We start from the raw sequence: 21,423 nt of genomic DNA, 5'->3' as shown, positions 1-21,423 counted from the left end.
GGTTCGGCTTCGCCGAAGCGGCACCGGCCCGCTCCCCCACCCGGCCACCCATAGAATAGACTTCCGTTGGGTGGCCGGATGGGGGAGCGGGCCGGTGCCGCGACCGCGTGCCCCTTAGGGCTTTCCGCGCGTCCCGTCGAGCGTGCGGCCGATCTCGACGAACATCACGATGAACGCCGGCACCACCACGATCGACAGGATAACCTTGGTGATCATCTGCCCCACCATCAGGTCCACGATCGGGCGCTCGCCGTAGAAGGAGATGGTGATGAACAGCACCGTGTCGACGATCTGGCTGATCACGCCCGCCACCATGCCGCGTAGCCACACCAGCCTGCCCTGGCCACCGCCCGCGAGCTTCGAGAAGATCAGCACGTTGAGCGTCTGCGAGGTACCGTAGGAGATCAGTCCGGCGATCATCATCCGCGCGCCCTGGCCGACGACGATCGGGAAGGCCGCGATCGCGGGCGGGTACATGCCCTTGTCGGTGGGCAGCGCGATCACGAGCTGGATCAGCGCCGCCGAGACGAGCAGCGGGATGAAGCCGAGCCGCACCAGCGCGGTGCCGGTCTTCTGGCCGTGGAGCTCTGCCACCGCGCTCGACAGCACGACGAGCAGCAGGAAGGCGAAGATCCCCGCCTCCACCGCGAGCGGGCCGATCGCGACCTGCTTCACGCCGAGCACGCCCGCGATGCAGACCATGCCGCCGTAGAGGACCGAAAAGACGAAGAGCGAGCGCGGGATCGCGGGAGCGGTGTCGTTCATCGCCGATAAGGCTAGCGCGATTCGCCCGCATCGCAAGCCCCCGGGCCGCGCGGCGCTTGCGTTCGCTGGCCCCGCGCGCCAAGCTGGCCCGATTGCCGCGCGCAGGCGGCGGGTTTTCTAGGGGCATTGGAATCGTGAACAAGGTGCGCTTGGCCGCTATGGCCGTGATGCTGGCGGGCGCGTCGCCCGCGCTCGCCGCCGATTGGTATTATGTCGACGAGGCGCAGGACGGCACCAGCGTGACCTATGTCGACAAGGACAGCATCAAGGCGGACAACGACGGCTATCTCGGCGCGACGATGTTCTCGATGCTGGCCGAGGCCGAGGACGGCACCAAGGCCTATCGCTTCACCCTGGTCGTCGATTGCGCGGGCAAGCGCTCGAAGCTGACCGGCGGCGAAGCGTTCGGCGAGAACCAAGTCTCCGCCGGCTACAACAGCATTCCCGCCGAATGGCAGGCGACGGACCCCGGCAGCCAGGGCGACACGATCACCGGCTTCATCTGCGCCGGCGGCAAGACCGGCGCGGCCTCGGCCGGCGCCGCGCTGCCCTTCGACGCCGCGGCGAAGAAGCTAGCGGAGCACAAGTGATGGGGCAGTTCCCGATCGGCATCTTCGGCATCCTCGCGATCCTGGCGATCGCCTTCGCGCTCTCGAGCAACCGCAAGGCGATCCGCCTGCGCGTGGTCGGCGCCTCGTTCCTGCTCCAGGCCGGCACCGCGGTGCTGGTGCTGCGCACGCCTTGGGGCCAGCAGGCGATCCTGGCGATGTCGCGCGGCGTCACCTCGCTGCTCGGCTATGCCTCCGAAGGCATCAACCTGCTGTTCGGCAATCTCGCCGGCAAGCTCTGCTACGTCGCGACGACCCAGACGGTGGAGAAGGGCGTGGTGCTCGACCCCACCAAGATCGAATGTGCCTATCCGTCGCAGGCCTTCGCGATCTCGGCGCTGCCGATCATCATCTTCTTCGCCGCGCTGGTGGCGGTGCTCTACCACCTCGGCATCATGCAACTGATCATCCGCTGGGTAGGCGGCGCGATCGAGAAGGTGACCGGTGTCTCCAAGGTCGAGAGCCTGTGCGCGGCCGCGAACATCTTCGTCGGCCAGAGCGAATCGCCGTTGGTGATCCGCCCCTACCTCGCGCGGTTGCCCGCGGCACAGATCTTCGCGGTGATGACCGTGGGCATGGCGGGGGTCGCGGGGACGATCCTCGCGGCTTACGCGAGCCTCCTGGGCCCGAGCTACCTCCCCTACCTCCTCGCCGCCTCGTTCATGGCGGCGCCGGGTGGGTTGCTGATGGCCAAGATCATCATGCCCGACGAACCGGAGGCCGAGGGCGAGCTGCCGCTCGGCATCGACGGCGAGGAAGAAGTGATCCGCGCCGCCGAGAACGACGAGCATGAGGAGCGCGCGGCGAACATCATCATGGCCGCGTCGAACGGCGCGCTGACCGGCGTGAAGATCGCCGTCGCGGTCGGCGCGATGGTGCTCGCCTTCGTCTCGCTGGTGGCACTCGCGAACGGGCTCCTCGGCGGCGTCGGCGATGGGCTCGTCTGGGTGGCGCAGCAGATCAGCCCGCAGGCGGGCGCCTGGGCGCAGACCTGGCTCGGCGACTTGTCGTTCCAGAAGATCGTCGGCGCGCTGTTCGCGCCGGTGATGTACCTGATGGGCGTGCCCTGGCACGATGCGCCGATGGCGGGCGGGCTGTTCGGCACCAAGGTGGTGCTCAACGAGTTCGTCGCCTTCATCGACCTGGGCGGCGTGGCCGACATCGCGCCTCGCACCAAGGCGATCGTGACCTTTGCCTTGTGCGGCTTCGCCAACTTCAGCTCGATCGCGATCCAGATGGCCTCGACCGGCTCGCTCGCGCCCAACCAGCGCCCGACGATCGCTCGCCTGGGCATCCGCGCGCTGGTGGCGGGCAGCCTGGCGAACCTGATGAGCGCGGCGCTGGCGGGGCTGCTGCTGCCTTAGGGCACATCGCGCCCTTCAAGCCGAGGGCACGCAATCCAGGGGCCTGTCGCCCTACCTTGGGTGCGACATCAATTGCGCCCTTTGAAAGCGGGCTGCGAGAGGACACGCTGTCGCTCTTCTTGAAGCGTCATCCCGGCGAAAGCCGGGACCCAGGGCCGCGAGCGACGTCCTCTGCAACCCTGGGTCCCGGCTTTCGCCGGGATGACGGCTGTAGGTGCGCCTAAACCCGTTCGAAAATTGAGGACGCGCCCAAGTTCAGCATGACGCCGCTTCGGTTGGCACCCGAGCGGCAAAGATGCCGAATGTCGATCGGGCTCTGGATGCAGCCGGCGTCAGTCGCTGCCGTCCAGCTTGGCGGCGCGCGCCTGCTGCCCGAGCCGGATCGACGAATCGCGCACGAGATCGAACGAGTTGCGGAAATTCTCGCGCGGCCAGCCCTCGATCACCGCAGTGGCGCCGTAGGCGAGCGTCCCCTCATCGGTGACCCAGACCTTGATCAGGTCGAAGCCGGCGTTCTGCTCCGCCACCCAATGCGCGGGCGGATTCTTCCGGTGGGCGCGAAGCCCATCTCGCGGAGCTGGCCGACGAACCCCCTGATGTCGCGCGCGTCGAGCGGATCGGTGCCCTGCGCGAGCGCCGGCACCGGCGCGACGAAGGCGGGCGCCGCGAGCGCGAGCGGAAGGATGGGCCTGGACAATGGAGTCTCCCCGATGCCGGACCGGCGGGCGAGGCTCACCGCGTCGGCACGGGCTCCGGCCCCGAATAGTCGTAGAAGCCGCGGCCGGTCTTGCGGCCGTACCAGCCGGCCTCGACATATTTCACCAGCAACGGCGCGGGGCGGAACTTGGGGTCGCCGGTGCCTTCGAACAGCACGCGGCAGATGTCGAGGCAGGTGTCGAGCCCGATGAAGTCGGCGAGCGTCAGCGGGCCCATCGGATGATTGAGCCCGAGCTTCACCGCGGTGTCGATGTCGCGGATCGTCGCGACTCCCTCGCCCAGCGCGAAGCATGCTTCGTTGAGCATCGGCAGCAGGATGCGGTTGACGATGAACCCCGGCGCGTCATTGGCGTGGACGATCTCCTTGCCGAGCGTCCTGCCATAGGCCTCGACCGCGGCGACGGTCTCGTCCGAGGTGGCGAGGCCGCGGATCAGCTCGATCAGTCCCATCACCGGCACCGGATTGAAGAAATGCACGCCGATGAAGCGCCGGGGATCGGGCGAGGCCTGCGCCAGCCGCGTGATCGGGATCGACGAGGTGTTCGAGGCGAGGATCGCATCGTCGCGCATCAGCTTGCCGACGTTGGCGAAGATCGCGCGCTTGATCTCCTCGCGCTCGGTCGCCGCTTCGATGATCAGGTCGCAGGGCGCGAAGGCCGAGGTCTGAACCGGCTCGATCCCGGCGAGCACCATCTCGCGCGCCTCGGCGGTGATCTTCTCCTTCTCGACGAGCCGGACGAGCGCCTTGGCGATCCCCGCCTTGCCCGCCTCGGCGCGCGCGACGTCGACATCGGCGAGCAGGGTGCGATAGCCTGCCGCGGCCGAGACCTGCGCGATCCCCGCGCCCATCTGCCCCGCGCCGATCACGCCAACCGTCTTCATCGCTGCGACTCCCTGATGCCTTGCGCGTGCCTCCTATCGGCTTCGCGACGGATCGGCTAGCATCGCGCGCATGCTGATCCTCCCCCCGATGCTGCTCGCCGCCCCGGCGGATGATCCGGTCAAGGTCTTCGGCGACTGGGTCGTCGCCTGCGACAATGTGAAGCGCTGCGAGATGACCTCGCTGCTGCCCGGCGACGAGGCGATGCCCGAGGCCGACGATCCTGCCGGCGATTCCTCGCTCTCGGTGGTGCGCGAGGCCGGGCCGGCGGGGGGCTGGTCGGTGGAGTTCTCGACGCGGCCCTACGCCGGCAAGGCGAGCGCGACGATCGACGGCGTGGCGATCGCGAGCGGGACGGCGCGCGAAGGGCTGGTCGACTTCAGCGGCGCCGATGCGGCGAAGCTCGTCGCGGCGATGACCAACGGCAAGGAAGCCGGGCTGAAGGACGCGAGCGGCAAGCCGATTGCCCGGATCTCGCTCTCGGGCTCCTCGGCGTCGCTGCGCTTCATCGACGCCGCGCAAGGCCGCGCCGGCAGCGTGACCGCGGCGGTGGCCAAGGGTGCCAGGCCGGCGACCGCCGTGCCTGCGGCGGCGGTGCTGCCGGTGGTCAAGCGCGCGATGCCTTCGGGCAAGGTCGAGAGCGTCTCGAAGACGCTGCGCGCGGCGATGGACAAGCTCGGCGATTGCGCGGGCGTCTATGAGGGCGGCGAAGGCGATCCGCCTGAAGTGGAGACCCATGCGCTCGGCGGCGGCAAGACGCTGGCGCTGCTGCCGTGCGGATCGGGGGCGTACAACTTCTCGACCGTGCCGTTCATCGTGAGCGGCGGGCACGCCACCGTCGCGCGGTTCGACGTGCTGGGCGGCGAGTCCGAGGCCGAGGGGATCGCGATGCTCACCAACGCCGGCTGGGACACCAAGACCGCGACGCTCTCGAGCTACGACAAGGGGCGCGGCATCGGCGACTGCGGCACCGCCGAGGACTATGTCTGGACCGGCGAGATGTTCGTGCTGGTCGAGGCGCGCTCGATGCCCGAGTGCCGCGGCTCGGTGAACTGGCTGACGACCTTCCGCGCGAAGCCGGTGCCGTAACCGCGCATGGCGATGCTTGCGATGGTGCTCGTGCTTGCGGAGCCGGGCAGCGGGCCGGGCTCCGAGCGGCTGTTCGGCAATTGGGCGGTGGCGTGCGACAATGCGAAGCGCTGCGAGGCGACGGCGCTGATGCCCGAGGAATGGAGCGGCGGCGGCCAGGCGCCCAAGCTCGACCTCGGCCGCGAGGCAGGGCCCGCGGGCGAGGTGCGGCTGCGCCTGGGCTGGGCGGCGAAGTACGCGGGGTTCGTGCTGGTCGCGATCGACGGGAAGAAGGTCCATGCCGGCGCCTCGGGCAAGGACGGGCTGGAGCTGCGCGGACCCGCGGCCGAGGCAATCGCGCGGGCGATGGTCAAGGGGCGGACGCTGACGGTGCAGGACCGCAGCGGGCGGCTGCTCGCCACGGTGTCGCTGGCGGGGGCTTCGGCGACGCTGCGCTATGTCGACGCCGAGCAGGGCCGCGCGGGCGGGACGACGGCGATCGTCGCGACCGGTCCGAAGCGCGCGGCGCTGGTGCCTGCCGCGGCGGCGCTGCCGCAAGTGCCGGCGGTGCGGCCGCCGACGGGCAAGGGCGAACGGCTGGGCGACGCGGCGGTCAGGGCGCTTGGCAGACGGGCGGGGTGCGAGGACGGGCCGTCGCGGCCGGCGCTGGCGCCGCAGTTCCACCGGCTCGATGCGCGCGCGACGCTGGTGGCGGTGCCGTGCGGGAGCGGGGCATATCAGTCGAGCTGGGCGCTGTTCGTGCTGGCAGAGGGCAGAGCGGTGCCCGCGCCGTTCGACATCGCGCCGCTCGGCGAGGAGCGCGTGCCGATGGTGATCGATCCCGAATGGGATGCGAAGGCCGGCTCGCTCGCGACGCATGCCAAGGGGCGCGGGCTGGGCGACTGCGGCTTCAACCAGGCCTGGGTGTGGGACGGGGCGCGGTTCCGCATGACCTTGCTCGAGGGGCTGGGGACGTGCCGGCTCTCGGGCGGGTGGCTGACGCGGTACCGGGCCGAGGCGGTGTATCGCTGAGTCCGACGCGCATCCACCCTGGAGGCGCACGTCCGAGTCGGCGCGGGCTCCGAGGGTCGAAAAGTCACAAGAGTCACGACCCGTCGCGGCGATTCCGGCGTCTGGTTCCTGCTAGGTTCAAAGAGCGGCCGGATTGCGCCAGCCGCACCAGCCGAGCAGGCCAATTCCTACATTGCAAGCCCGGCATCCCTCACGGCGCCGAGCGGATCGGCTGCGCCTCGCACAGCACCAGCGCGAACCAGCCCTGGGGGTCGGTCCATTCGGCCGTCGGAGTCCAGCCGCCGGCGCGCAGCAGCATGCGGCCGCCGTTGGGGCCGTATTTGTGGCTGTTCTCGGTGTGGATCGTCTCGCCCGCGGCGATGCTGAAGGGGCGGCCGTCGACTTCGAATGCCGCGTCACGCAGCGCCTCGAGGTGCATCTCGATCCGCGCCGCATCGGCGTTCCACCGCGCAACGTGACGAAAATGGTCCACGGGAATCGTGCCGTCCAATTCGCGGTTGATCCGCTCGAGCAGGTTCAAATTGAATGCCGCGGTGACGCCCTGCGCATCGTCATAGGCGGGGACCAGCACCTCGACCGGCTTGACCCGGTCCATCCCGATCAGCAGCCGCGCGCCTTCGCCGAGCCATTCGCGCATCGCGCGGAGCAGGTCGACTGCGTGCCAGGCGTTGAGGTTACCGATCGTCGAGCCTGGGAAGAAGCCAAGCCGCGGCATCCCCTCGATCATCGGCGGCAGCGGCACGGGCCGCATGAAATCGGCCTCGACCGGATGGACCGGCAGCCCTGGAAACGCCTGCCCCAGCGCGCGCGCCGACTGGCGGAGGAAATCGCCCGAGATGTCGATCGGCACATAGGCGCCCGCGTCGATCGCGCGGAGCAGGATCGGCGTCTTGGTCGACGAGCCCGAGCCGAACTCGATCACCGCGCGGCCGGGCCCCACCGCCTCGGCAATCGCGCCCGCCTGCGCTTCGAGCAGCGCGGTCTCGGTTCGCGTGGGGTAATATTCGGGAAGCTGGGTGATCGCTTCGAACAGCTCGGAGCCGCGGCGATCGTAGAACCAGCGCGCGGGGATCGCGCGCGGGCGCGTCGCGAGGCCGGTGAGCACGTCGGCGCGAAAGGCAGGATCGGCGAGCGAAGCCTGGCCGTCTTCGAGTTCCTGCTTCAGCATGTCACAGATCCTTCGCCAGGCGCACGCCGGTGAACTGCCAGCGCTGATGGGGGTAGAAGAAGTTGCGGTAGCTCGCGCGGACATGGCCGCGCGGCGTGGCGCACGAGCCGCCGCGCAGCACGAACTGGCCGCTCATGAACTTGCCGTTGTACTCGCCGACCGCGCCTTCGGCCGGCTTGAAGCCCGGATAGGGGCGATAGGCGCTGCCGGTCCATTCCCAGACGTCGCCGAAGAAGGCCGGGCCGCCGGAGGAGGGGCGCGGCTCGATCGGGCCGGGGCCGTCGAGCTGGTTGCCGCCCGCCGGGTCGTGCGGGGAGGCCATCGCTTCCCATTCGGCCTCGGCCGGCAGCCGCGCACCGGCCCAGCTGGCATAGGCATCGGCCTCGAAGAAGCTGACGTGCGTCACCGGCGCCGCGGGATCGATCGGGCGCCGGCCGTCGAGCCCGAAGCGCGTCCACACGCCCTCGGCCTGCTCCCAATAGAGCGGCGCCTCGACGCCCTCGCGCTGGACCCAGGCCCAGCCGTCCGACAGCCAGTGCCGCGCCTCGCGATAGCCGCCGTCGGCGATGAACTGTGCCCATTCGCCATTAGTAACCGTGCGGTCGGCAAGCGCATGCGGTGCGAGCAGCGCCGGGTGGCGAGGACCCTCGCAATCGAAGGCGAAGGTTGACACGGTTGACACCTGCAATGGCGAAAAATCGCCGCCGATCTCGACCACGCCCGTCGCACCCTCGATCCAGCCGATGGGGCCGGGCATCGCCACCGGCACCTTGCGATCGCCGGGCCAGACTGCGGGCTGGAGCGGGTTCTGCGCGAAGAGGTGGAGGATGTCGGTGAGGAGCAGTTCCTGGTGCTGCTCCTCGTGATGGCAGCCGAGCATCACCAGCGCCTGCGCTGCCTCGGGCAGGTTCGGCAGCGCATCGAGCAGCGCGGCGTCGACGGCGCGGCGATAGGCGAGGATTTCGGCGAGCGAGGGCCGGGTGATCATCCCCCGGCGCGGACGCGCGTGGCGCTTGCCCTCGGCTTCGTAATAGCTGTTGAACAGGAACGGCCAGCGTTCGTCGCGGAGCCGATAGCCGGTCACGAAATCGCGCAGCACGAAGGTCTCGAAAAACCATGTCGTATGCGCGAGGTGCCATTTCGCCGGCGAGGCATCGTCCATCGACTGGACCGTGGCGTCGGCGTCGGAAAGCGGCGCGACCAGCGCTTCGCTGAGCTTCCGGACCGCGGAGAAGCGCGAGGCGAGTGCCAATGGAGCCGATTGCGTGCCGACCTCTGTTCGCATTTTGTTCTCCTACCGCATTGGCTTGCGATCGTCAACGCTGCGAAACATTCGCGGCACTGGGCCGGTCAATTTCCTATCGGGACGCCCCTGGTACCCAGAGAACGTCCCCGCCGCCCGCTTTGTTCACCGCGCGCGCGGCGACGAAGAGCAGGTCGGACAGGCGATTGAGATAGGCAATCGCGGCAGGAGTTAAAGCCACCCTTTGGTGCAGTTCGACCAGGCTGCGCTCGGCGCGGCGCGCGACGGCGCGGGCGAGGTGGAGCGCGGCGGCGGCGGGCGTGCCGCCGGGCAGGATGAAGCTGGTCAGCGGGTCGAGATCGGCGTTGAGCCGGTCGATCGCCGCCTCGAGCCGCTCGACCTGCGCGGGCGTGACGCGGAGCGCGCCTTCGATACCGGCCTCGAGCGGCGTGGCGACGTCGGCGCCGAGGTCGAAGAGGTCGTTCTGGATCGAGCGGAGGAGGTCGGCGAGGTCGTCGGCGGGGAGCGCGGCGATCGCGACGCCGAGCGCGCTGTTGGCTTCGTCGACGTCGCCGATCGCGGCCATGCGCGGATCGGCCTTGGACACGCGCGAGCCGTCGACCAGCCCGGTCGTGCCCTGGTCGCCGGTGCGGGTGTAGATCCGGTTGAGCCGGACCAGCGGCTCAGCTCCCCGAGGCGGAGGCGGCGAGCAGGATCAGCGCGAGCACGCCGATGCCGATGCCCTGGAACAGGATGCGCTGGCGCATCAGCTTGTTCGACTTGAGCGCACGCTCGGTTGGGGCGTCGCCCGTGCCCATGAGATCGGCCGAGCTCATCTTGGTGAGGTTGACGAGACCCATCGCGAGCGTCGCCAGCACGGCGATCCCCGCTGCGATGAAGACGAGCACGAGGAAGATCTGCATCCTGCTTATCTAATCCGTCGCGAGCCCGATTCCAACCGGCAGCCGGCCTTCGCGCAGCAATTGGCCGAGCGTCTCGCCGTCGAGCCCGTCGAGCCGCATCGCTTCGAGCGTGGGTGCGCCGTGGCGCTTGGCAAGACGCGCGCCGTCTGGGCCGGCGAGCAGCGCATGGTGCGTGTAGGCGGGGTTCGGCAGGCCGAGCAGCGCCTGGAGCAGCCGGTGGATGTGCGTCGCGTGGAACAGGTCGCGGCCGCGCACGACGTTGGTGACGCCCTGCGCGGCATCGTCGACGGTGACGGCGAGGTGATAGGAGGCGGGTGCGTCCTTGCGGGCGAGGACGACGTCGCCGAGCGAGGCGGGGTCGGCGATCGTCGGGCCGGCGAAGCTGTCGTGGAAGAGGAGACCGGAATCGCGCGTCTCTGAAATCCCGGCGTCATCCCGGCTTTCGCCGGGATGACGGTTCAGGATTGGGAGGCGTCCGAGCGCCTTCTGGACGTCCAGACGCCATGCATGAGGCTTCGACAAGTCTGGCGCCTCCAACCCCCGGCACGTGCCCGGGTAGAGCACGCCGTCGGGGCCGTGCGGGGCGGAGGCGCTGGCGGCGATGTCGGAGCGGGTGCAGAAGCACGGGTAGAGCAGGCCCATCGCGCGCAGCCGGTCGAGCGCCTGCTCGTAGAGGCGGAGGCGCTGCGACTGGAAGACGATCTCACCGTCCCAGTCGAGCCCGAGCCATTCGAGGTCGGCGACGATCGCCTCGACATGCTCGGGGCGGCTGCGGGTGCCGTCGATATCCTCGATGCGGAGCAGGAAATCGCCGCCGGTCGCGCGCGCGAAGGCATGCGCCTGGATCGCCGACCAGGCGTGCCCCAGGTGGAGCCGGCCGGTGGGGCTCGGCGCGAAGCGCGTGACGACCTTCACCGCCAACGCGACTCTTGACCGCGAGTCGCGGGCTGTGCTGTCATGATGGCGTCACGCTGGCCGGGCAGATGCCCGCCAACGTATAAGGGGCGAGGGAGCGCATGTATCATCCCGACGTGATCCGCCATCCGGATAGCTGTCCCGCGCTCGTCCTCAATGCCGACTATACGCCGCTCAGCTATTACCCGCTCTCCATCTGGCCCTGGCAGACCGCGGTCAAGGCCGTGTTCCTCGATCGGGTGGATATCGTCGCGCATTACGAGCGCGAGGTTCGAAGTCCCAGCGCGAGGCTGAAGCTTCCTTCGGTCATCGCGCTCAAACAATATGTGAAGCCTTCGAACTTCCCTGCCTTCACGCGCTTCAACCTGTTCCTCCGCGACAAGTTCGCCTGCCAATATTGCGGCAACCCGCGCGACCTCACCTTCGACCATGTCATCCCCCGCGCCCAGGGTGGGCGCACGACCTGGGAGAATGTCGTCACCGCCTGCGCGCCATGCAACCTCAAGAAGGGCGGTCGCACCCCGCGCCAGGCGGCGATGCCGCTCCCCTTCGCGCCGATCCGGCCGACGAGCTGGCAGCTGCAGGAGCACGGCCGGCGGTTTCCGCCCAACTATCTGCACGATACCTGGCACGACTGGCTGTATTGGGACGTCGAGCTGGAGGCTTGAGTTGCCTTCGGATGCGGCGCCGGCCCACTCCCCTAGCCATTGCGCCGGGACGCGCCTAGCATGCGGCGACGGGCCGTGCGCGCGGGCTTGGCGGCTGCGCTGCATTGGTGTATTGCAAGGGCAACACAGTAGCTTGCGCGGTTGATGGCGAAAGACCCAGACTCCCCCGAGATCCGCTTCCCGCTGCGTCGCGCCGATGTCGCCGCCGCGCCGAAGCCCGTTTCGCCGCCTGCCCCGACCCAGGCCGCGCAGCGCCGCGCGCCGATGGCGTGGCTGCCCAAGGTGATCCGCAAGCCGGTCGACACCGCGCCCGAGCGCCAGTGGTTCGAAGGCGCCGAGCCGTTCGAGCTCACCGAAGTCGCGCCCGCGCCCAAGCCGGCAACGGCGGCGCCCCGGCCGGTCCGCGCCTGGACGAGCGACGCGCCGCGCGTCGCCGCGGTGCCGCCCGCGCCGCCGCTGCCACCGGGCGCCCCGCCCGGGGGCGAGCTGCCGCCGGGGAGCTACACCACCAACCTCCCGGTGCTCTACCGGCCGAGCCTGTGGCGCTGGGTGTCGCGCGGCGCGGCGGCGTTCGTCGTGCTGTTCGTCCTCGCGGTCGCCTGGCTCGCCCTCACCGCACCGCTCTCCAAGTCGCTCGAGCCGCCCGCGCCGCCCTCGATCACGCTCTATGCCTCGGACGGGCAGACGCCGATCGCGCGGCGCGGCGCAGTGATCGGCCAGCCGGTCGACGCCGAGAAGCTGCCCGCGCACGTCCGCAACGCCTTCGTCGCGATCGAGGACCGGCGCTTCTACAGCCATTGGGGCGTCGACCCGCGCGGGCTGATGCGCGCGCTGGTCCACAACATGACCTCGAGCGACGGCCAGCAGGGCGGCAGCACGATCACCCAGCAGCTCGCCAAGAACGCCTTTCTAAGCTCGAGCCGCACCTTCGGCCGCAAGGCGCAGGAAGCGATGATCGCGCTGTGGCTCGAGGCGTGGCTGACCAAGAACGAGATCCTCTCGCGCTATCTCTCGAACGTCTATTTCGGCGACAACGTCTATGGGCTGAGCGCGGCGGCGCGGCATTATTTCAACTGCGCGCCCGAGCAGCTGAGCGTCAGCCAGGCCTCGCTGCTCGCCGGGCTGGTGCAGGCGCCGAGCCGGCTCGCGCCGACGGGCAACCTCCGCGGCGCGCGCGAGCGGCAGCGGCTGGTGCTGGCGGCGATGGTCGACACGCACATGCTGAGCAAGGACGAGGCGGTGCGGGTGCGACCTGCGGTGCTCAACGTCCCGCGCGAGAAGCCGCTGCCGAGCGGGGGCTATTTCGCCGACTGGGTGCTGCCCCAGGCGCGCGACATGGCGGGCGCGGTGGCGAGCGAGCAGCGCGTGACCACCACGCTCGAGACGCGGATGCAGGCGGCGGCCGAGCGCGCGGTGCGCAATATCGGACTGAAGCGCGCGCAGATCGCGATCGTCGCGATGCGGCCCGACGGGCGCGTCGTTGCGATGGTCGGCGGCACCAGCTACGCCGCCTCGCCGTTCAACCGCGCGACCCAGGCGCGGCGCCAGCCGGGATCGACCTTCAAGCTGTTCGTCTATCTCGCCGCGCTGCGCGGGGGGATGGTGCCCGACGACATCGTCGATGATTCGCCGGTGAGCTTCGGCGGCTGGTCGCCCGAGAACAGCCATGGCGATTATCAGGGCAAGATCACGCTCCAGCAAGCCTTCGCCAAGTCGAGCAACGTCGTCGCGGCGCGGCTGACCCAGCGCTTCGGAGTGAAGGCCGTGACCCAGGCCGCGCGCGACCTCGGCATCTCGACGCCGATCGGCGACAATGCCTCGATCGCGCTGGGGACGTCGACGGTATCGCTGCTCGAGCTCACCTCCGCCTATGCCTCGGTCGCGCGCGGTGCCTATCCGGTGCGGCCGACGGGGCTCGCCGACCTCGCCGAGGCAAGCAGCCCGATCGCCGCCGCCTTCGGCCGCTCGACCGACTATCGCCGCGGCGAGCTCGAGGACCTGCGCACGCTGCTGGGGAGCGTGGTGCAGAGCGGGACGGGACGCGGCGCGGGCCTCTCGATCCCGAGCTTCGGCAAGACGGGCACGACGCAGGACAATCGCGACGCCTGGTTCGTCGGCTATGCGGGCGAAGGCGAAGGCGCGCTGGTCGCGGGCGTGTGGATCGGCAACGACGACAATTCGCCCAACGCCGCGCTTTCGGGCGGCGGCATCCCGGCGCGGGTGTGGCGCGACTTCATGGCGCGCGCGCTCAACGTGCCGGTGACCGCGCCGCCGCCCGAGCCGGTGGACAATGGCAGCGTCGGCAACGAGTCGGGCGACGACGACAGCCCGCTCGAGGCGCTGGGGATCAAGATCGACCAGGGCACGATCGAGACGGTGATCGATACGCTCACCCCGACGCCGACTCCCGAGCCCACGCCCGGCCGCGCCCCGCGCCGCGAGGACGCTGCGCCGCCACCGGCGCGGAACGGTGGGAACGACCCCGAGCGGGAGTAGCCCTTCCACCGTCATCCCGGCGGAAGCCGGGACCCAGGGCAGCAAGCCGTGTCGCCCGCGGCCCTGGGTCCCGGCTTTCGCCGGGATGACGGCCTTGGGGCTGCGGAGGTGAGTTGACGGCGTCCTCGCACGACCGCAATGCGCTGGGCCATGCGCTTCTTCTCCGACAATGCCGCCCCGGTCTGCCGCCAAGTGCTCGACGCGCTCGCGGGCGCCAACCAGCTCGACACGGCCTATGACGGCGACCGCTGGAGCGCGCAGCTCGACGGCGCCTTCTCCGAGCTGTTCGAAGCGCCGGTGCGCGCCTTGTGGGTGCCGACGGGGACCGCCGCCAACTGCCTCGCGCTCGCCGCGCTCTGCCCGCCCGATGGCGGCGTGGTCTGCCACCGCGACGCGCACGTCCAGGTCGACGAGGCGGGCGCGCCGGGCTTCTACACGCATGGCGCGACGCTGATGCTCGGCGAGGGGCCGGGGGCGAAGCTCACGCCCGACGCGATCCGCGCGGTGGTGAGCGGCATCCGGCCCGACGTGCACCAGGTCCAGCCGCATGCCGTCACCATCACCAACGCCACCGAATATGGCCTGGCCTATTCACCCGCCGAAGTCGGCGCGATCGGCGAGCTCTGCCGCGAGCGCGGCTGGGGGCTGCACATGGACGGCGCGCGCTTCGCCAACGCCGTCGCGCATCTCGGCTGCTCGCCGGCCGAAGTGACGTGGAAGGCCGGCGTCGACGTGCTGAGCTTCGGCTTCGTCAAGAACGGCGGGATGAGCGCCGAGGCGCTGGTGTTCTTCAGGACCGAGCTTGCCGAGGCGACGCTCCGCCGGCGCAAGCGCGCGGGACTGCTCTTTTCCAAGGGCCGCTATCTCGCCGCGCAGCTGCTCGCGATGCTGAAGGACGATCTCTGGCTGGCGAATGCGCGCAATGCCAATGCGGGCGCGAAGCTGCTCGCCGAGGCCGCGGGCGAGCGGCTGGTGTTCCCGGCGCAAGCGAACGAAGTGTTCATCCGCGTCTCGGCCGAGGAAGCCGCCGGGCTGCGCGCGCTGGGCTTCGACTTCTACGACTGGACCGTCGGCGAGGCGCGGCTGGTGACGAGCTGGGACCAGGATCCGCAAGCGATCCGCCCGCTGGCGCAAGCGATCGCGGCGCTGCCGTGAGTGCTTCTTCTCAATCCTCCCCCGGAGGGGGAGGAGGACCATGCGAAGCATGGTGGAGGGGTAGCTACCCGCGGGCTGCGTCGCTCGTGGAGAGCTACCCCTCCGTCAGCCCTTCGGGTTGCCACCTCCCCTTCCAGGGGAGGATGTAATTGATGGACCAGCCTCGCTCCACGCGCCTCACCGTGCTCGTCCCCTTCGCGGTCGTGACGCTGATCTGGGGCTCGACCTGGATCGTGATCCGCGACCAGCTGGCGGTGGTGCCGCCCAGCTGGTCGGTGACCTATCGCTTCACCGCGGCGGGCGTGACGATGCTCGCCTGGGCGCTGATCAAGCGCGAGAAGCTCGCCCTCGACCGGCGCGGCCTGATCTTCGCGCTCGGGCTCGCGCTCAGCCAGTTCGTGCTCAACTTCAACCTCGTCTACCGCGCCGAGCAGCACATCACCTCGGGCGTGGTCGCGGTCTGCTATGCGCTGCTGCTGGTGCCCAATGCGGTGCTCGCGCGGATCTTCCTGGGGCAGAGGATGGGGCGCCAGCTGGTGCTCGGCTCGGGGATCGCGCTCGCCGGCGTGGCGCTGCTGTTCGTCCATGAGATGCGGCTGAGCGCGCACGGACCCACCCAGGCGGCGATCGGGATCGGCATCGCGCTGCTCGGCGTGCTCTCGGCCTCGATCGCCAACGTGATGCAGGCGACCCCTACGGCGCGCGCCTATCCGATGGTGCCGATGCTCGGCTGGGCGATGCTGCTCGGCGCGGCGATCGACGCGGCGTTCGCGCTGGCCACGGTCGGCGCGCCGGTGTTCGAGCCGCGGTGGAGCTATGCGGCGGGGATCCTCTACCTCGGCGTGATCGGATCGGCGATCACCTTCACCCTCTATTTCGCGCTGATCCGCACGATCGGACCGGCCAAGGCGGCCTACACCAGCGTGATCATCCCGGTGATCGCGATGCTCTTCTCGACCGTGTTCGAGGGCTATCGCTGGTCGTGGTACGCTGGCGCAGGCGCCGTGCTGACCGTCGCGGGGCTGGTGCTGGCGCTCAGGGCGCGCAGGCCCAACCGGTAGTCGGCGTAGCGCGGGCGCCAGCCGAGGACGCGCTTGGCCTTGAGGTTCGAGACGCGGCGGTTCTCGCCGTAGAAGGCGCGCGCCTGCGGGCTGAGCTCGGCGATGTCGAGCGGCACGAGCGGCGGCACCGGGCAGCCGGCGAGGCGGCAGGCGAAGGCGACGATGTCGCTCTGGGGCGCGGGGCAGTCGTCGGCGAGGTTGTAGGCGCCCGGCGGCGCCGTGAGCCCGGCGATCACACCCGAGACGATGTCGTCGGCATGGATGCGGCTGAACACCTGGCCGGGGATGTCGATCCGTGCGGGGCAGCGGATGCGGATCCGGTCGAGCAGCGAGCGGCCGGGGCCGTAGATGCCGGGCAGCCGGAAGACGCGCGCCTGCTTGTTGAGCCAGGCGGCGTCGGCCTCGCTGCGCGCGGTGCGGCGGCCGGTGCCGGTGGGCGTGTCCTCGTCGACCCAGGCGCCGCCGGTGTCGCCATAGACGCCGGTCGAGGAGAGATAGCCGATCCAGCGCTTGGCTCCGTCGAGCGCATGGCCCCAGCCGTCGAGCACCGGATCGCCGTCGCCCGCCGGTGGGACCGAGGACAGGACATGGCTCGCCTGGGCGAGCTGCTCGGCGACCTTCACGCGGTCGGCGAACGTGTCGCGGGTGGTGCCGGTGACGGTCCAGCCCTGCGCGCGCAGCTCGGCCGCGAGGCGCGTGGCGGTATAGCCCAGGCCGAAGACGAAGAGACGCATGGGGGAATGGTAGCCGTCCTGCCCCATGCCGTCATCCCGGCGGGAGGCGGGAACGCGCCTTGGCTATTGCGCCCCGTATCCGCCGAACAGCACCCCGAAGAAGTCGCCCTTGTTGAAGCTCGGGCGCTTGTCGTCGTCGGCGAGCGTGCTCGCGGCCGAGAAGGCGACGTTGAAATATTTCTCAGCCGAGGGCCAGTTCCACGGCAGGTCGATCTGGTCCGAGGGCTTGTGGTAATTCTCGTCGAGGAACTTCTTCGACGCGATCGCGCCCTCGCCCGTCCCCGGACCCGTGTCGATCGACACCGCCGGGATGCCCGACTGGACGAAGCTGTAATGGTCCGATCGGACGAAGAACATCTCCTCGGGCGTCGGATCGGGGACGACCTTCAGCCCGTATTTCGCGGCGGCGGCGTGGATCACCGGGCCCAGGCTCATCCGCTCCTCGCCGTCGACCACCAGGTCCTCGAGCTTGTAGGTGAGGATCGGCATGTCGATGTTGAGGTCGGCGACCAGCGCTGCCTTCGGCACCACCGGATTGTGCGCGAAATAGTCCGAGCCGATCAGCCCTTCCTCCTCGGCAGTGAGCGAGAGGAACAGGATCGAGCGGCGCGGGCGCTTGCCCTCGGCCTGGTAGCGCTTGGCGATCTCGAGGATCACGGCGTTGCCGATCGCATTGTCCATCGCGCCGTTGTAGATGCGGTCGCCGTTCACCGGATCGCCGATGCCGACGTGATCGAGATGCGCCGAGAGGATGACGTACTGGCCCTTGAGTGCCGGGTCGGAGCCTTCGAGCAGGCCGACGACGTTGCGGCTCGGCGAGGTGCGCACGCGCGTCTTGGCGGTGGCGTCGAGCGTGACCGCGAGCGGCCCGGTGGGGATGCGCGCGCCCTTCTTCTCGGCGGCGAGCACCGCGGCCCATTTGAGCCTGGCGCCGGCGAACAGCTTGGCCGCGCCGACCTGGCTGACGAAGGCGACCACCGGCGCCTCCGGCGCGACCATGTGCGCCACGCCGTCCGGCCCTGCCCAGCCGCGGCGGCTATAGTCGTAATAGGCGGCGAAGTCGGTGAAGCTGATCGACGAGGCGCGGTCGGTGGTCTCGATCACTACCACCGCCTTGGCGCCGTGCTGCTGCGCGATCAGCGCCTTGTTGTCGTCGTCGCCGAGGTGCGCGCCGACTTCGGTGGGCAGCCCCTCGGGCACGCCGGTGAGGATCGCGACCACCTTGCCCTTGACGTCGAGCCCCTTGTAGTCGTCGCGCTTCCCTTCCGGATAGACGATGCCATAGCCGGCGAAGACGACCTCGCCCGAGACGCTGAAGTCGGGCTTGGCGGGGATCGGCATGTTGACGAAGTCGGTGCCGAAGGCGAGCGTGATCGGCACCTTGCCTTGCTTGAGCACGAGGCTGCCATGCTCGCCGGGGCGGAAGCTGGTGAGGCTCACCGGCTGGAACCAGCCGCCCTTGCCGTCGCCCGCGGGCTTGAGCCCGGCCGCGAGCATCTGCGAGGCGACATATTCGGCGGCGACATTGAAGTCCTGCGTCCCCGCCTCGCGCCCGCGCAGCACGTCGGAGGCAAGGAACTGGACATGCGCCTTGAGCGCGAGCTGGAGCCTGCTCGCCGGGGGCACTTCGGGCGCCGCCGGCGGCGGCGGCGTCTGCGTCTCGGCCGACTTGACCGTGATCGGTTGCGGCTCGGGCTGTGCGCCGGTCTGGGCCTGCGCCAGCGGCGCGAGCAGGAGCAGCGGGAGCACGAGGAAGGGACGAAGCATCCGGAGCCTTTCGAACGAAGCAAGCTGGTTTGCGCGGCGGCCGGAGCGCGTCCCCCACCATGCGCGCTTGTTCCACAGCATCTGCGCACGGGCAACGCCAGCTTTTGGCAAAGCGCACCACTTCGTCCCAGCCCGGCGTGGCGTCGCAGCCCCTCGGCTTGGCATCCCGTCACATTAAAGGTGGCGGCATGGGGCCTGTTTCCTATATGCGCTCCCACGATGGCAGACGTTCACGCTGCGGCCCAAGCGCCGAAAGTCACGCGCCGCGAGGATTATCGCGCGCCCGAATGGCTCGTCCCCGAAATCGCGCTCGATTTCGACCTCGACCCCGCGGCGACGCGCGTCCGCGCAACGCTCAAGGTCGAGCGCAACGGGAGCCATGCCGCGCCGCTGAGGCTCGACGGCGACGGGCTGGCGGCGCTTTCGGTGAAGGTCGACGGCGCCGACGCCGAGTGGCGGATGGACGGGCAGGACCTGGTCGTCGCGCTGGCCGGCGATGCGCACATCGTCGAGACCGAAGTCGAGATCGCGCCCGAGCGCAACACCCAGCTCCAGGGTCTCTATGCCTCGGGCGGCATGCTCTGCACCCAGTGCGAGGCCGAGGGCTTCCGCCGCATCACCTTCTTCCCCGACCGGCCCGACGTGCTCTCGAAGTACAAGGTCAGGCTGACCGCCGACAAGGCGCGCTTCCCGGTGCTGCTCGCCAACGGCGATCCGGTCGCCCAGGGCGAGCTCGACGGCGGCCGGCACTGGGCCGAGTGGCACGATCCCTTCCCCAAGCCGAGCTATTTGTTCGCGCTGGTCGCCGGCGACCTCGTCGCCAACCGCGGCACCTTTACGACGATGAGCGGCCGCGACGTGCAACTCGGCATCTGGGTGCGCTCGCCCGACCTCGCCAAGACCGACCACGCCCTCGCCGCGCTCAAGACCTCGATGAAGTGGGACGAGGACGTCTACGGCCGCGAATACGACCTCGACGTGTTCAACATCGTCGCGGTCGACGACTTCAACTTCGGTGCGATGGAGAACAAGGGGCTGAACGTCTTCAACAGCCGCTACATCCTCGCCGATCCCGACACCGCCACCGATTACGATTACGACGCGATCGCCGCGGTGGTGGCGCACGAATATTTCCACAACTGGTCGGGCAACCGCGTCACCTGCCGCGACTGGTTCCAGCTCAGCCTCAAGGAAGGCTTTACGGTCTTCCGCGACCAGAGCTTCTCGGCCGACCAGGGCTCGAAGGCGGTCAAGCGGATCGAGGACGTGCGTGCGCTCCGCGCCGGCCAGTTCCCTGAGGACGCGGGTCCGCTCGCCCATGCGGTGCGCCCCGACAGCTATATCGAGATCTCGAACTTCTACACCGCGACGATCTACAACAAGGGCGCCGAAGTCATCCGGATGATGGCGACGATCCTCGGCCCCGAAACGTTCCGCGCCGCGACCGACCTCTACTTCGAGCGGTTCGACGGCACGGCTGCCACCTGCGAGGACTTCGTGCGCTGCATGGAGGAAGCCGGCGGTGTCGACCTCGCCCAGTTCCGCCTCTGGTACAGCCAGGCGGGCACCCCGCGCGTCTCGGCGACGCTCACCCAGGAGGGCGGCCGCGCGCGGCTGAAGCTCGCCCAGGCGGTCCCCGCGACGCCGGGACAGCTCGACAAGGCGCCGATGGTGCTGCCGCTCAAGCTCAAGCTGCTCGGCGGCTTCACCGGGCGGCCGCTCTGCGACGAGCAGCTGGTGCTGCTCAAGGGGCAGGAGCAGGAAATCCTGTTCGAGGGGCTGTCCGAAAAGCCGGTGCTCTCGATCAACCGCGGCTTCTCCTCGCCGGTGATCGTCGAGACCGATCGCACCGCGGCCGACCTCGCCTTCCTCTCGGCGCACGACGACGATCCCTTCGCGCGCTACGAAGCGATGCAGCAGCTGATGCTCGACACGCTGGTGAAGGCGGTCGAGACCGGCCAGGCCGATCACGACGCGGTGATCGATGCGGTCGGCAACACGCTGTCGGACAGCGCGCTCGACCAGGCGTTCGTCGCCGAGGCGGTGCTGCTGCCCTCGGACGCGTTCATCGGCGACCAGATGAAGACCGTCGATCCCGACGCGATCTGGGCGGCGCGCGAAGCGCTGCGCACGGACCTCGGCACCAAGCTCGCGCCGCTGTGGCGCGAAGCCTATGAGGCGGTGCGCGCCAATCGCTTCGAATATTCGCCGAGCGGCAAGGGCGGCCGGCGGATCAAGAACGTTGCGCTCGGCTATATCGCCGCGAGCGGCGCGGAGGATGCCGCGCACATCGCCTTCGAGCAGTTCGTCACGGCCGACAACATGACCGACCGCCAGGGTGCGCTCGGCACATTGGTCAACGGCACGTCGGACGAGCGCGACGAAGCGCTCGAGGCCTTCTATCGCCGCTACCAGGGCAATGCGCTGGTGCTCGACAAATGGTTCCAGACCCAGGCGCTCTCGACCCGCGACGACACCGCCGAGGCGGTGGAAGCGCTGGCCAAGCACCGCGACTTCACGCTGGCGAACCCCAATCGCGCGCGCTCGCTGGTCGGCGCCTTCTCGGTCAACCAGCGCGCGTTCCACGACAAGTCGGGCCGCGGCTATCGCTTCCTCGGCGACCAGCTGCTCGCGCTGGACAAGCTCAACCCGCAGACCGCCGCGAAGCTGCTGCCCCCGCTGGGCCGCTGGCGCCGCTTCGATGCAGCGCGCGCGGCGAAGATGCGCGCCGAGCTGGAACGGATCCTGGAAGCACCGGGGCTGAGCAAGGACATGTTCGAGCAGGCGTCGAAGAGCCTGGACTAACTTAATCCTCCCCTGGAAGGGGAGGTGGCAAGCCGAAGGCTTGAGGGAGGGGTA

The 21,423-nt window shown here is 69.7% G+C and carries 20 protein-coding genes; 9 read left to right on the top strand and 11 right to left on the bottom strand.

Translation table 11 applies throughout. The features are described 5' to 3' along the window. Positions 1-114: 114 nt before the first annotated feature. Positions 115-765, bottom strand: coding sequence for a queuosine precursor transporter (locus J7495_RS09055; RefSeq protein WP_294056154.1), 651 nt, complete (start codon positions 763-765; stop codon positions 115-117). A gap of 158 nt (positions 766-923) precedes the next feature. Here J7495_RS09055 and J7495_RS09050 point away from each other — a divergent pair, with 158 nt between their 5' ends. Next, complete coding sequence (locus J7495_RS09050; protein WP_366810978.1) at positions 924-1,355, top strand: surface-adhesin E family protein; 432 nt, start codon at positions 924-926, stop codon at positions 1,353-1,355. Next, on the top strand, positions 1,355-2,737 hold the full coding sequence (locus tag J7495_RS09045; protein ID WP_294056152.1) for a nucleoside transporter C-terminal domain-containing protein: 1,383 nt from the start codon (positions 1,355-1,357) through the stop codon (positions 2,735-2,737). The genes J7495_RS09050 and J7495_RS09045 overlap by 1 nt, the downstream gene beginning before the upstream one ends. Positions 2,738-3,069: 332 nt before the next feature. Here J7495_RS09045 and J7495_RS09040 read toward each other — a convergent pair whose 3' ends face one another. Genes J7495_RS09040 through J7495_RS09030 form a run of 3 tightly spaced genes read right to left on the bottom strand, consistent with a single transcriptional unit; the run spans position 3,070 to position 4,336 of the window. Next, complete coding sequence (locus tag J7495_RS09040) at positions 3,070-3,264, bottom strand: hypothetical protein (RefSeq protein WP_294056151.1); 195 nt, start codon at positions 3,262-3,264, stop codon at positions 3,070-3,072. Then, entirely contained in the window at positions 3,234-3,434 is a 201-nt protein-coding gene (locus J7495_RS09035) for a hypothetical protein (RefSeq protein WP_294056150.1), read from the bottom strand. Before J7495_RS09035 ends, J7495_RS09040 begins: the two co-directional genes overlap by 31 nt. A gap of 35 nt (positions 3,435-3,469) precedes the next feature. Next, positions 3,470-4,336, bottom strand: a complete 867-nt coding sequence (locus J7495_RS09030; RefSeq protein ID WP_294056149.1) for a 3-hydroxyacyl-CoA dehydrogenase NAD-binding domain-containing protein — start codon at positions 4,334-4,336, stop codon at positions 3,470-3,472. Positions 4,337-4,406: 70 nt separating this feature from the next. On the opposite strand from J7495_RS09030, the gene J7495_RS09025 reads away from it, so the two are divergent. Both J7495_RS09025 and J7495_RS09020 read left to right on the top strand, forming a co-directional pair. Next, positions 4,407-5,423: a DUF1176 domain-containing protein gene (locus tag J7495_RS09025; protein WP_294056148.1), complete on the top strand. Its 1,017-nt coding sequence runs from the start codon at positions 4,407-4,409 to the stop codon at positions 5,421-5,423. Between the two features lie 6 nt (positions 5,424-5,429). Further along, positions 5,430-6,434: a DUF1176 domain-containing protein gene (locus tag J7495_RS09020; RefSeq protein ID WP_294056147.1), complete on the top strand. Its 1,005-nt coding sequence runs from the start codon at positions 5,430-5,432 to the stop codon at positions 6,432-6,434. 190 nt (positions 6,435-6,624) lie between these two features. Here J7495_RS09020 and egtD read toward each other — a convergent pair whose 3' ends face one another. The 5 genes from egtD to gluQRS form a co-directional block, all read right to left on the bottom strand. Then, complete coding sequence (gene egtD / locus J7495_RS09015) at positions 6,625-7,602, bottom strand: L-histidine N(alpha)-methyltransferase (protein ID WP_294056146.1); 978 nt, start codon at positions 7,600-7,602, stop codon at positions 6,625-6,627. 1 nt (position 7,603) lies between these two features. Further along, on the bottom strand, positions 7,604-8,887 hold the full coding sequence (gene egtB / locus J7495_RS09010; protein ID WP_294056145.1) for an ergothioneine biosynthesis protein EgtB: 1,284 nt from the start codon (positions 8,885-8,887) through the stop codon (positions 7,604-7,606). Positions 8,888-8,960: 73 nt separating this feature from the next. Beyond that, positions 8,961-9,524 (bottom strand): cob(I)yrinic acid a,c-diamide adenosyltransferase, encoded by a 564-nt coding sequence (locus tag J7495_RS09005; RefSeq protein WP_294056301.1) that lies wholly within the window; start codon positions 9,522-9,524, stop codon positions 8,961-8,963. Between the two features lie 4 nt (positions 9,525-9,528). Beyond that, positions 9,529-9,768 (bottom strand): HIG1 domain-containing protein, encoded by a 240-nt coding sequence (locus J7495_RS09000; protein ID WP_294056144.1) that lies wholly within the window; start codon positions 9,766-9,768, stop codon positions 9,529-9,531. A gap of 9 nt (positions 9,769-9,777) precedes the next feature. Next, positions 9,778-10,683 (bottom strand): tRNA glutamyl-Q(34) synthetase GluQRS, encoded by a 906-nt coding sequence (gene gluQRS / locus J7495_RS08995; RefSeq protein WP_294056300.1) that lies wholly within the window; start codon positions 10,681-10,683, stop codon positions 9,778-9,780. Between the two features lie 101 nt (positions 10,684-10,784). Here gluQRS and J7495_RS08990 point away from each other — a divergent pair, with 101 nt between their 5' ends. The 4 genes from J7495_RS08990 (at position 10,785) to J7495_RS08975 (ending at position 16,063) form a co-directional block, all read left to right on the top strand. Continuing rightward, a complete protein-coding gene (locus tag J7495_RS08990) occupies positions 10,785-11,351 on the top strand; it encodes an HNH endonuclease (RefSeq protein WP_294056143.1) in 567 nt (188 codons plus the stop codon). Between the two features lie 144 nt (positions 11,352-11,495). Next, positions 11,496-13,847, top strand: a complete 2,352-nt coding sequence (locus tag J7495_RS08985) for a transglycosylase domain-containing protein (protein ID WP_294056142.1) — start codon at positions 11,496-11,498, stop codon at positions 13,845-13,847. Between the two features lie 150 nt (positions 13,848-13,997). Continuing rightward, positions 13,998-15,002 (top strand): beta-eliminating lyase-related protein, encoded by a 1,005-nt coding sequence (locus J7495_RS08980; protein ID WP_294056299.1) that lies wholly within the window; start codon positions 13,998-14,000, stop codon positions 15,000-15,002. A 152-nt stretch (positions 15,003-15,154) separates the two neighbouring features. Beyond that, positions 15,155-16,063 (top strand): EamA family transporter, encoded by a 909-nt coding sequence (locus J7495_RS08975; protein WP_294056141.1) that lies wholly within the window; start codon positions 15,155-15,157, stop codon positions 16,061-16,063. Here the strand turns inward: J7495_RS08975 and J7495_RS08970 are convergent. Next, positions 15,973-16,797, bottom strand: coding sequence for an NAD(P)-dependent oxidoreductase (locus J7495_RS08970; protein ID WP_294056140.1), 825 nt, complete (start codon positions 16,795-16,797; stop codon positions 15,973-15,975). The genes J7495_RS08975 and J7495_RS08970 overlap by 91 nt on opposite strands. A 63-nt stretch (positions 16,798-16,860) precedes the next feature. Beyond that, positions 16,861-18,564 carry a M28 family peptidase gene (locus J7495_RS08965; protein WP_294056139.1) on the bottom strand — a complete coding sequence of 568 codons (1,704 nt, stop codon included), beginning with the start codon at positions 18,562-18,564 and terminating at the stop codon, positions 16,861-16,863. A gap of 219 nt (positions 18,565-18,783) precedes the next feature. Between J7495_RS08965 and pepN the strand changes: the two genes are divergently transcribed. After that, complete coding sequence (gene pepN / locus J7495_RS08960; RefSeq protein WP_294056138.1) at positions 18,784-21,369, top strand: aminopeptidase N; 2,586 nt, start codon at positions 18,784-18,786, stop codon at positions 21,367-21,369. Positions 21,370-21,423: the final 54 nt, after the last annotated feature.

Source organism: Sphingomonas sp., from assembly GCF_017745215.1.
Taxonomy (GTDB): Bacteria; Pseudomonadota; Alphaproteobacteria; order Sphingomonadales; family Sphingomonadaceae; genus Sphingomonas.
The sequence above is the reverse complement of the archived record's forward strand: the minus strand, read 5'-3'. Positions and strand labels throughout refer to the sequence as shown.

Coding starts and splice junctions, on each gene's coding strand:
- J7495_RS09055 (WP_294056154.1), bottom strand. CDS start 765: ATGAACGACACCGCTCCCGCGATCCCGCGCTCGCTCTTCGTCTTTTCG.
- J7495_RS09050 (WP_366810978.1), top strand. CDS start 924: ATGGCCGTGATGCTGGCGGGCGCGTCGCCCGCGCTCGCCGCCGATTGG.
- J7495_RS09045 (WP_294056152.1), top strand. CDS start 1,355: ATGGGGCAGTTCCCGATCGGCATCTTCGGCATCCTCGCGATCCTGGCG.
- J7495_RS09030 (WP_294056149.1), bottom strand. CDS start 4,336: ATGAAGACGGTTGGCGTGATCGGCGCGGGGCAGATGGGCGCGGGGATC.
- J7495_RS09025 (WP_294056148.1), top strand. CDS start 4,407: ATGCTGATCCTCCCCCCGATGCTGCTCGCCGCCCCGGCGGATGATCCG.
- J7495_RS09020 (WP_294056147.1), top strand. CDS start 5,430: ATGGCGATGCTTGCGATGGTGCTCGTGCTTGCGGAGCCGGGCAGCGGG.
- egtD (WP_294056146.1), bottom strand. CDS start 7,602: ATGCTGAAGCAGGAACTCGAAGACGGCCAGGCTTCGCTCGCCGATCCT.
- egtB (WP_294056145.1), bottom strand. CDS start 8,887: ATGCGAACAGAGGTCGGCACGCAATCGGCTCCATTGGCACTCGCCTCG.
- J7495_RS09000 (WP_294056144.1), bottom strand. CDS start 9,768: ATGCAGATCTTCCTCGTGCTCGTCTTCATCGCAGCGGGGATCGCCGTG.
- J7495_RS08990 (WP_294056143.1), top strand. CDS start 10,785: ATGTATCATCCCGACGTGATCCGCCATCCGGATAGCTGTCCCGCGCTC.
- J7495_RS08985 (WP_294056142.1), top strand. CDS start 11,496: ATGGCGAAAGACCCAGACTCCCCCGAGATCCGCTTCCCGCTGCGTCGC.
- J7495_RS08980 (WP_294056299.1), top strand. CDS start 13,998: ATGCGCTTCTTCTCCGACAATGCCGCCCCGGTCTGCCGCCAAGTGCTC.
- J7495_RS08975 (WP_294056141.1), top strand. CDS start 15,155: ATGGACCAGCCTCGCTCCACGCGCCTCACCGTGCTCGTCCCCTTCGCG.
- J7495_RS08970 (WP_294056140.1), bottom strand. CDS start 16,797: ATGCGTCTCTTCGTCTTCGGCCTGGGCTATACCGCCACGCGCCTCGCG.
- J7495_RS08965 (WP_294056139.1), bottom strand. CDS start 18,564: ATGCTTCGTCCCTTCCTCGTGCTCCCGCTGCTCCTGCTCGCGCCGCTG.
- pepN (WP_294056138.1), top strand. CDS start 18,784: ATGGCAGACGTTCACGCTGCGGCCCAAGCGCCGAAAGTCACGCGCCGC.